This window comes from Bradyrhizobium sp. YR681 (assembly GCF_000282615.1).
In the GTDB taxonomy this organism is placed as follows: domain Bacteria; phylum Pseudomonadota; class Alphaproteobacteria; order Rhizobiales; family Xanthobacteraceae; genus Bradyrhizobium.
This window is the reverse complement of the sequence record NZ_AKIY01000297.1, coordinates 1-10,019: the sequence shown is the minus strand read 5'-3', so window position 1 is coordinate 10,019 and position 10,019 is coordinate 1. Positions and strand designations below refer to the sequence as shown.

8 protein-coding genes are annotated in these 10,019 nt (G+C 64.4%); 3 read left to right on the top strand and 5 right to left on the bottom strand.

What is annotated here, in order from left to right:
- Nucleotides 1-129 precede the first annotated feature (129 nt).
- From PMI42_RS32390 to ugpB, 5 genes are all read right to left on the bottom strand, one after another.
- Nucleotides 130-1,752, bottom strand: coding sequence for an ABC transporter substrate-binding protein (locus tag PMI42_RS32390; protein ID WP_008142893.1), 1,623 nt, complete (start codon nucleotides 1,750-1,752; stop codon nucleotides 130-132).
- Between the two features lie 237 nt (nucleotides 1,753-1,989).
- Nucleotides 1,990-2,979, bottom strand: coding sequence for an aminoglycoside phosphotransferase family protein (locus PMI42_RS32385; RefSeq protein ID WP_008142891.1), 990 nt, complete (start codon nucleotides 2,977-2,979; stop codon nucleotides 1,990-1,992).
- Between the two features lie 18 nt (nucleotides 2,980-2,997).
- Nucleotides 2,998-3,273, bottom strand: coding sequence for a protealysin inhibitor emfourin (locus tag PMI42_RS32380; protein WP_008142887.1), 276 nt, complete (start codon nucleotides 3,271-3,273; stop codon nucleotides 2,998-3,000).
- Nucleotides 3,274-3,311: 38 nt separating this feature from the next.
- On the bottom strand, nucleotides 3,312-4,343 hold the full coding sequence (locus tag PMI42_RS32375) for a M4 family metallopeptidase (protein ID WP_008142885.1): 1,032 nt from the start codon (nucleotides 4,341-4,343) through the stop codon (nucleotides 3,312-3,314).
- A gap of 418 nt (nucleotides 4,344-4,761) precedes the next feature.
- Nucleotides 4,762-6,084: a sn-glycerol-3-phosphate ABC transporter substrate-binding protein UgpB gene (ugpB, locus tag PMI42_RS32370; protein ID WP_008142883.1), complete on the bottom strand. Its 1,323-nt coding sequence runs from the start codon at nucleotides 6,082-6,084 to the stop codon at nucleotides 4,762-4,764.
- Between the two features lie 204 nt (nucleotides 6,085-6,288).
- Between ugpB and PMI42_RS32365 the strand changes: the two genes are divergently transcribed.
- The 3 genes from PMI42_RS32365 to PMI42_RS32355 form a co-directional block, all read left to right on the top strand.
- Complete coding sequence (locus tag PMI42_RS32365; RefSeq protein ID WP_008142881.1) at nucleotides 6,289-7,284, top strand: TRAP transporter substrate-binding protein; 996 nt, start codon at nucleotides 6,289-6,291, stop codon at nucleotides 7,282-7,284.
- A gap of 54 nt (nucleotides 7,285-7,338) precedes the next feature.
- A complete protein-coding gene (locus PMI42_RS32360) occupies nucleotides 7,339-9,369 on the top strand; it encodes a sensor histidine kinase (RefSeq protein WP_035967268.1) in 2,031 nt (676 codons plus the stop codon).
- Nucleotides 9,339-10,019 (top strand): DUF3369 domain-containing protein (locus PMI42_RS32355; protein WP_008142876.1); only part of this gene is annotated, 681 nt, incomplete at its 3' end. The genes PMI42_RS32360 and PMI42_RS32355, both read left to right, overlap by 31 nt.

Here is a 10,019-nt window from a genome sequence, read left to right as displayed (position 1 = left end):
CCTCACCCGTCTCGCCGCTGCGCGGCGAGCCACCCTCTCCCACAAGGGGAGAGGGAATGAGAGAGCTGCGCTCCCCTCACTCGATCGGCAAAAACCTGGAGTCCCGGCCGCGTCGCGCGCCATCACGCCTCACCCCTTCGCCATCGCGCGATAATCGAGGCGGCGGTGGAACCAGTATTGGTAGCCGCTGATGTTCTTCTGCATCGCGACGTTGACGAAGGGCTGGTACAGCGGGATGCGCGGGACGTCGGCGTAGGCGAGGTCGACAAAGCCCTTCACGTCGGTGTCGTACGTCGCCATGTCGCCGGTCGCGGCAGCGTTGCGGGCGCCGTCGATCAGCTTGTCCATCTCCGCCGACTTGTAGCTCATGGTGTTGAAGACGGAATTGTTGCCGTGATAGCACCAGTAGAAGAAGTATTCGGGGTAATCGAGCCAGCCCGAGAACACGTTGGTGAAGAGCGGCATCTCCTTCTTGTTCAACTCGGTGCGCCAGTTGGCGCCGGGCACCTTGTTGATAGTGGTCTTGATGCCGAGCTGGGCGAGGCTCTCCTGCACCAGCACGCAGAGCGGCTCATTGACGCCGGCGAAGTTGAGGTCGAACGAGATCGTGGTCTCGAAGCCGTTGGCGTAGCCGGCCTCGGCGAGCAGCGCCTTCGCCTTCTCCATGTCGGTGTTGTATTTGTGCTGCTGCGGCCAGGCCACTTCGGTGGCCTTGTCCTTGGCGGCGCCGAACATGGGATTGCCGAGGCCGAACAGCACCGCGTCCATGATCTTCTGGTAGGGCAGCGCATAGGCGATGGCCTGCCGCACCTTGACATTGTCGAACGGCGGCCTGGTGACGTTCATGCCGATATACTGGATGCCGTTGGAGAACGGCAGCGACACCACGTTGAGCTTGCCGCTCGCCTTCATCTCCTGGAAATCCTTGAACGGCAGCTCATAGGAAATGTCGGCATCGCCGCGCTCCAGCAGCGCGCGGCGGTTGCCGGCCTGCGGCACCATGCGCCAGATCACGCGCTTGATCTTCGGCAAGGGGCCGCCGACCCAATCCTCGTTGCGCTCCATGACGACTTCGGTGCCGGCGGTCCACTTCGTCACCTTGTAGGCGCCGGAGCCCGCGGTCTGTTGCTTGGTGTATTCCAGACCCCAGGGATCCTTCTCGCTGGCGTTCTTCTTCACGAGTTCGGAATTGATGACGCAAGGCACGATCACGGCGAGATCGGGAATCGTGAGCCGGTCCTTTTTCGCGAAATCGACGCGCACGGTGCCGTCGTCGACCACGACGAACTGCTCCGGCTTGGTCAGCGAGCCCGCGCTCATCTGGAAGGTCGGAAAGCCGCCGACGGTGACGGAGCGATCGAGCGACCACTTCACGTCCTTGGCGGTCACAGGCGTGCCGTCGTGGAATTTGGCGTTCTTCTTCAGCTTGAAGGTGACCGACATGTCGTCGATCTTGATGTCGTCGGCGAGCTCGCCCTTGAACTTGTCGCGGTCGTAATAGGGCACGCCGCCGGGGCCGCTCTTCATCTCGTGGCTGATCAGGCGGTCGTAGCAATTCCACGACACTTCGTAGCCGGGCACGTTGGTGCCGACGCCGTGGATGTCGAGATTGTTGGGGCCGCCCTCCGAGACGATCAGCAGCGTCTCCGAGCGGGCATCGGCCTTGGCCGAGGAGATCACGGACGGCATGGCCGGAAGCGCCGCGCCAGCGGCCAATCCGGAAACGGACTTGAGGAAATCGCGGCGCTTCATGAAACGGCTCCAACACAAAAGTTTCTGGTTGGAACTGGATTCGCAAGGTTCGTGCCAGAGCTTAACGGAAACTTACTTCCGGGCTAATATGCTGACATTACGAACTAATTTCTGAAATCGAGTGCCGTGAAGCTTTCGGCCGGCCTCAAGCCATTGCATACAAAGCAAGGCATTTGCTCATGAAATAAGCTTCATTGAGTGCCGGCTTATTTGGTAGGCGGGCTATCGCAGGAGCGCTCACGACGCCCAGATCAGCTCCTGCAACTCGACGAGATCGTTCGCCTTCTCCTGCCAGCCCGCGATGCAGATGTGGCTGTTGAGATCGCTGGCCTGGTGCAGCAGCATCAGGGCCATCAGCCGCCGCTTCAGCGTGAAATCCGGCTTCGCATAGCCAAACCCTTCGAGCAGGTTGCGCACCCTGCCCGGCCGGCCCGCCGCCATGAAGGCGCTGGCGCCGAGCAGATCATAGTCGCGAAAACCCGCGCGGACATCGCCGAAATCGAACAGTCCCTTGAGCGACCATTCGCCGTCATCGCAAGCGAGCAGGAAGTTTTCCGGAATGTATTCGCCGGTCAGGATCACCGGCGGCGCGTCCATCGGGATGAGTCCGGCTGCCGCCTCGCGCAGGAGATCGTCGAGGCCGACGAGGAACTTCGGCGCGAGGCCGAGACGCTCGTGCCTGGCGCGGCAACCCTGCATCTGCTGGCGCATGAACGCGTCCCAGCGCGGCTCGATGCTGGCGAGAGGGCCGAGAGGCGCGCGCTGCACGGAGGCGATGGTCTCGCCGATCTGGCGCAGCACACGCTCCTTCTGGTCTTCCGGCAGGGACGGCCAGACCTCCGAGCCGAGCGTGCCTGTTAGCCGCGTGATGACGAGATAGGGCCAGCCGTCGCGTGCCCCCTCCGCGACGATCTCAGGGATCGGCAGGGACAGCCGGCCCGCGAGCTGGGTCAGCGAGCCGCTCTCGGAGACGAATTGCGCGCGGAGCTGCGGCGGAAAAATCTTCAGGATCAGGCGCTCGCCGAGACCGACCACGAGATTGGTGCCTGTTGAAAACACATGCGGCGAGCTGATGTCCAGGCCATGGCCGCGCGCGATGTCGAGCGCAACCGGCAGCCATCGCGCCCGGTCGGCGCGCAGGGCACGATAGGCTTCAAGGCTCGTCGACGCGGATGCGCCCCAGGCGCCCCAAGAAGCCGAAGAATCCGGCGGCAGTGTTTGCTCCATCACAGTGCCAGCCGCGCCCTAATCCAGGACATCCTTGACGCTGTTCCTGATGGTCGAGGGCACCGCATGTTCGGGGACTTCGATGGTCCTGGCACCGCGCGTGATCCGGTAACTGAACGCATCGGCCTGGCCGGGATGCGCAGCAGGGACCTTGGTCGGATCGGCAAACAACGATTCCACAGTCTTCTGATCGGCGTCCGACAGATCCGACACCGCCACTTCACCGCGACTTTTGAGGTGAGGGCCGCCAAATCCGGCGAACCCTCCGACGCGCTCGATCTTCAAGCGATCCACGCTTTCTTCCTTTCATGACGCGCTTTACGTCGCGCGCTTTAGAGCCCGACCTTCTTCCAGCCGGTATCGACGGCGGCGAGGACGGCGGCATCGCCGGGATACAACGTGTGAGCACCCTGCCGGGTTCGCGCCGCAAACGCCTTCATCGTCATATTCGGCGTCGGCCCGAAGCCGGTCAGCGAATGGTACCACACCTGGCCGATCTTGGCCCAACTGTATCCGCCAAGCGTCGTGCACGCCGTATAGAAGGCAAGGTTCGGCGGCCCGCTGGAGTAATGCGGGTCCATGCCGGGGGTGATCTGCGAATATTTGGTCGGTTGCGGCGCCAGGCAGTGCTTGGCCGCGGGATCGGCCATGTCGCGCAGGCAGGTGAAGCCCTTCTTCTTGGCGGCGGGACCCATGATGTCCTTGCCGATCAGCCAGTCGGCCTTCTTGACGTCCTGCTTGGCTTCCCACTGCCGGAACATCGAGCCGAAACAGTCGGAGACGCTCTCGTTGAGGCCGCCGGCATCGCCGCTATAGGCGAGCTGGAGGCTGTGCTGGGTCACGCCATGGGTCAGCTCGTGGCCGATGACGTCATTGCCCCTGGTGAAGTCGACGAAGATGCTGCCGTCGCCGTCGCCATAGATCATCTGCGAGCCGTTCCACATCGCGTTGTTGTACTTGTCGCCGAAATGGACCGACGACATCATGGTCATGCCGTGATCGTCGATCGAGTTGCGGTTGAAGACCTGCTGGTAGAACTTGGCCACCTTGCCGGTCTGGTTGAAGGTGCGCTTGACCGAGCCGTCCGAGGACGTCTTCGGCTTCGGGACCGGCGTTCCCGGCAGCGTCTGCGTGTGCTTGCAGTCGTAGACCGTGACGGAGGGCGCCGCGGCCAGCGTGACCAGGCCGGCGGCGCGCGCCGCCACGACGTTGGTCAATTTCGCCGTCTGCGTCCGCAATTCGCGCAGTTCATGAGTGACCTGGACAGTGTCGACCAACTGCTTGCGAACCACGGCAGACAGCTTCTTGTCCTGGGAGAGCCTGGTCAGAACGTCATTCGGGATGATGCAACATGTGCAGGGCATTGATGATCTCCGTGAGCTGAAAATGGATGGATCAAACAATTTCGAGATGATTCCTGCCGGCGAGCGGCAAGCGCCGGCACCGACTCGGGCGTCACGCACTCGGGATTATCGCAGGGACGAGACCCGTTGCGTGTGAGCTCGCACACACTTCCGGGTTGCGCGATCTTCGGCCGCAGTGATCGCAGGGCTGTCGCATGCGCCTCTCGGCGACACCTGGCGAACGCCTCGTCCTTCGAGACGACCGCTTCGCGGACTCCTGAGGATGAGGCTAAGCAGCGACTCTGCCTGTTGAAATTGTCGCCACGCACACCGTCCTCATCCTGAGGGCCCGCCGGAGGCGGGCGTCTCGAAGGATGGCCGCAAGCGAGCTTCCCCGCCACGTTCAGCCGGGATGCGATAGCCCTTGCAGTAGCCGGCTTTATCGCTCCGGGCTGGCGCGCTCGAACTGGCGCAGCAGCTTGTTGCCGCGCTCGACCGCGGAATCCAGCGCCGATTGCGCGCTCTTCTGGCCGGCAAAGGCCTGCTCGAGCTCGTCCTCGATCACGCCGCGGATCAGGACGAAGGAGCCGAGCCGAACGCCCTTCGAATTCTCGGTCGGCGGATGCAGCGTGATCTCCTCGAACGAGATCGCCGAGCCCGGGTTGCGCTCGTAAAAACCCTGGGCGCGCGTCAGCTCGAAGGCGGCGCGGGTCACAGGCAGATATCCGGTGTTCTGGTGCCAGGCGGCCTGCACGCCGGGTTGCGACAGATAGGCGAAGAAGCGCGCCACGCCCTTGTATTCGTCGCGCGGGCGATCGCGCAGCACCCACAGCGTGGCGCCGCCGATGATCGAGTTCTGCGGCGCGCCCGCGACGTCGGGCCAATACGGCATCATGCCGTAGCCGATGTCGAATTTCGAATTCGCCTTGATGTCGGCGCGCGTCGCCGAGGAGCCGATGAAGATGCCGCATTCGCCGTTCTGGAAGCGCGGCTCGGCCGACTGGCCGCGGCCGGCATAGTCGAACAGTTTTGTCTTTTGCCACTCGGCGAGCTGGGCGACGTGCCTGACCACGAGCGGAGTGTTGATGGTCAGCCCGGCATCCAGCCCGGCAAAGCCATTCGCGCGGGTGGCCAGAGGCAGATTGTGGAACGCCGAAAAATTCTCGACGTGAATCCAGGACGGCCAGGACGTGGTGAAGCCGCACGCAACGCCGCGGTCGCGCAGGCGTTTTGCAGCGGCAGCGAGCTCGGGCCATGTCTTCGGCGGCGTCTCCGGATCGAGACCGGCGTCGCGGAACATGGTCTTGTTGTAGTAGAGGATCGGCGTCGAGGAGTTGAACGGGAACGACAGCAGATTGCCGGCCGCGTCGGTGTAGTAGCCGGAAACGGCGGGAAGGTAGTCGTTGAGCGAGAACGGCTCGCCCATATCGCGCATCAGGCTGTACACCGGATAGATCGCGCCCTTGGCCGCGGTCATGGTCGCGGTGGCGACCTCGTTGACCTGGACGATCGCGGGCTGGCTGCGCGAGCGGAAGGCGAAGATCGCGGCCGTCACCGTCTCGGTGTAATTGCCCTTGTAGGCGGGCACGATCCGGTAATCGGACTGCGAGGCGTTGAAGTCGGAGGCGAGTTTTTCCAGTTGCCGGCCGAGCTCGCCGGACATGGCATGCCACAGCGCAATGTCCGTGGCGGCGCGCGCCTCGGAGCTCAAGGCCAGAGCCGCCGCGACGGCGACGACCCGCAAAAGGCGCAAGACTGACATCACGATGGATATTCCCGTGTCGCGCGGCAAAAGACGACCGCATCCTGCTTACGGCGGAGCATTGGCGGTTTCAACCGGAATGAGGCCCAGCCGCGCCGCACAATTCCCCCGTGGGGGCGGACAGGATGGCCTTCCCTTAACCATCTGCTAGATTGCATTGAACCTTTTGGTCCTGCCATAGACTCCACCACTGAGGGGTTGAGTGTGCCAGTGTTGAACCGTGCCGAACTCTCGCGGACCGGGGTGATCTTCGTCGCGCTTCTGCTCGCCATCTGCGCGACGAGCGCCGTTGCGCGTGAGTTTCGCGCCGCCGATACCCAGACCGAGGATTATCCGACCGTCCAGGCGTTGCGCTACATGGGCGCGCTGATCGCCGAACGCACCGGCGGCCGGCACGAGATCAAGGTGTTCCACTCCCGCCAGCTCGGCGAGGAAAAGGAGACCATCGAGCAGACCCGGGCCGGCGCGATCGATCTCAACCGCACCAACGTGGCGTTGATCGGCAATTTCGTTCCGGCGATGAACGTGCTCGCCATGCCGTTCCTGTTCCGGTCCATCGAGCACATGCAGAAGGTGCTGGACGGGCCCGTTGGCAGCGAGATCCTGAACAGTTTCGAGCCTTACGGCTTCGTCGGGCTCTGCTTCTACGATTCCGGCGCGCGGTCGATCTACAATGGCGTCCGCCCCGTCAGAAGCATTGCCGACCTCCGGGGCTTGCGGATCCGGGTGCAGCAATCGGAGTTGATGAGCCAGATGATCCGCGCACTCGGCGCCGAGCCGGTCGAAATGCCCTATGGGCAGGTGCTTGCCGGGCTCGCCAACCATCTGATCGACGGCGCCGAAAACAACTGGCCATCTTTCGTGACGACAGACCATTACAAACACGCCGGCTACCTCGCGCTCACCGAGCACACGATGAGCCCCGAAGTGCTGGTGATCTCGCTCAAGGCCTGGCGCAGCCTCTCGGCTGACGACCAGCAGATTTTCCGCGAGGCCGCCGCCCGCTCCAGCCGCTTCATGCGCGAGAAATGGCGCGACCTCGAGGAGCAGTCGCAGCTCAAGGCACGGGCGGCCGGCGTCACCATCGTCAAGGACGTCGACCGCAAGCCGTTCGAGGACGCGATGGCCGCGATCTATGCCAAAGCCGGCAGCGATCCCGCCGCGGCCGCGCTGATCGAACGCATTCGCAAGGTGGAGTGACGCGTCGTGATCGCGACCGGACACAGCGAGCACGCGGACAGGCCGCCCGGCCCGATCGGGCGGCTGCGCGCGCGGCTGGTCGGCGTGCTGCGCGCGGTGCCGATCCGCTGGCGCATCCTGTCGATCGCAGCGCTGAACTCCGCCGTGGTGGTGGTGCTGGTGGCGCTGATCTGGAACGGCTCGCAGGTGCTGGGCTCGGCCTGGGACGACGTACGCCAGGTCCGCGAATCCGACCGCATCCTGGCGCTGCTCGAAAGCGAGACCGGACGCCTGCACAATCTGATCCACCGCTACATCAACCAGCCGAGCCCGGACCTGTTCGCCGAAATCCTGCTGCTGCGCGAGGCGGTGCTGGGCACGCTGAGCAACCGCGCCGCCAAAGACCCGATGCTGTCGGGCTCGGTCGAGGAGCTGGAGCGCACCACCGACCGCTTCCTCAACGGCTTCGGCGAGCTGCGCAGCGTGCAGGCGACCATCGCCAGCACCTATGAGGACCAGGTGCAGGGCCCGGCCCGGGACATGGCGGGCCTGTATTCCATCATCGAAGGCGCCACCGGCCATCGCGACGCGCTGATCTGGCCCTCGCTCGGAAAATCCCGCGAGGCTTTTACAGCGATGCTGGTCGCGGCCAATTCCTATTATCTGTCGCTGTCGCCGGGCGCCGCAGACGATGCGCGGCGCAACACCGAGACGATCGAGAAGACCATTCCGGTCATGATCGATCTTGCCGACAACGATCTCCAGCGCATGGCGCTGCAACGGCTCGCGACCCGGACCACGGCGCTGCGCGAGGGTTTTGCAAGGCTCTCCGAGCAGCTGACGAGCCGCACCGAGCTGCTCCGCAACACCATCGACGCCAGCCAGGCCGAGGCGATCGGCGCCATCGACGACCTCTCCACGAAAATGCGCCAGCGCGAGCAGAAGGCGCAGGAGACGTTTGACCGCACGCTGGCCGCGATCTCGCGGCGGGTGCTGACGATCGCGGTGATCTTCCTCGGCATCATCCTCACGGCCGGCGTCCTGATCGCACTGTCGATCCGCCTGCCGCTGCAACAGATCATGGCCGCGATGCGCGCGATCACGCTCGGCGACCTCGGCCGCGAGGTGCAGGGCACCAAGGCCCGCGACGAGGTCGGGGCCATGGCGCGCGCGGTGGAAGTGTTCCGCGAGAACGCCATCGCGAAACGCCAGACCGAGGATGAGCTGCGCGCGTCCAAGGAGAAGGCCGAGAGCGCGCTGCTCGAGCTCAATACTGCGCAGCAGAATTTGATCGATGCCGAACGGCTCGCAGCGCTGGGCGGCCTCGTTGCCGGCGTCGCCCACGAGGTCAACAACCCCATCGGCATCAGCTTGACGGTGGCCTCCAGCTTTGCCCGGCGCACCGAGATCTTCGAGGCCCAGCTCAAGGGCGAGGGCGGCCTGCGCCGCTCGCAGCTGGAGGAATTCGTGCAGTCCTCGCGCGACGCCTCGCAGCAGCTGGTCGGCAACCTCACCCGCGCCGGCGAGCTGATCCAGTCGTTCAAGCAGGTCGCGGTCGACCGCTCCCATGCCGAGCGGCGGCAATTCTCACTCAGCGAAGCCACCGACCAGATCATCGCCAGCCTGCGCCCGGTGCTGAAGCGCGCGCCGATCACGCTCCAGGTCGACGTGCCCGAGGGGCTGCTGCTGGACGGCTATCCCGGCTCCTATGGCCAGATCCTGACCAATCTGTTCCTCAACGCCGCCAACCACGCCTTTGCCGACGGGCGCGCCGGCACCATCACCATCTCGGCGCGGCCGCGCGGGGCCGACGATATCGAGATCATCTTCACCGACGACGGGGCCGGCATGACCCCCGACGTGCAGCGCCAGGCCTTTGACCCATTCTTTACCACCAGGCGCAACGAAGGTGGCACGGGACTGGGCTTGCATATCGTCTATAACCTTGTCACCCAGCAGCTGGGTGGGCGGATGATGCTGGAATCCAAGCTGGGACAAGGCACCACTTTTCGCATTATCATGCCCCGGGTCGCCAGGGGCGGCGCGCAAAGCACAGAGACTGACGGGACTTCTCAATGGCCGAACAGGACGATGTCCTCCACCTGATCGACGACACCGGTACCGCGTCGGAGGACACGGACACACGGAAATGGAAGATCGCCGTCATCGACGACGATCCGGCCGTGCATGACGGCACGCGCTTCGCGCTCTCGGACTATTCCCTCAACGGCCAGGGCCTGGAGATCCTCTCCGCCCATTCCGCGGCCGAAGGTCGCAAGCTGATGGCCGCGCACAACGACATCGCCGCGGTGCTGCTCGACGTCATCATGGAGACGGACGTCGCCGGCCTCGAGCTGGTCGAGTTCATCCGCAACGAGCTCAAGAACGAGACCGTGCGCATCATCCTGCGCACCGGACAGCCCGGCCAGGCGCCCGAGCGGCGCGTGATCGTGCAGTACGACATCAACGACTACAAGGCCAAGACCGAGCTGACCGCCGACAAGCTGTTCACCTCGCTGACCGCGGCGCTGCGTTCCTATCAGCAGCTCGAGCGCATGGTGCAGACAAGGCGCGGGCTCGAGATCATCATCGACGCGGCGTCCACGCTGTACGACTTCAAGTCGATGCAGCGGCTCGCCGAGGGCGTGCTGACCCAGCTCGCCTCGCTGCTCAATGTCGATTGCGCCGGTATACTGGTTTTGCGCGACAATGGCGGTATCGATCCGGAACTCTCGGTGCTCGCCGGCAGCGGCTGG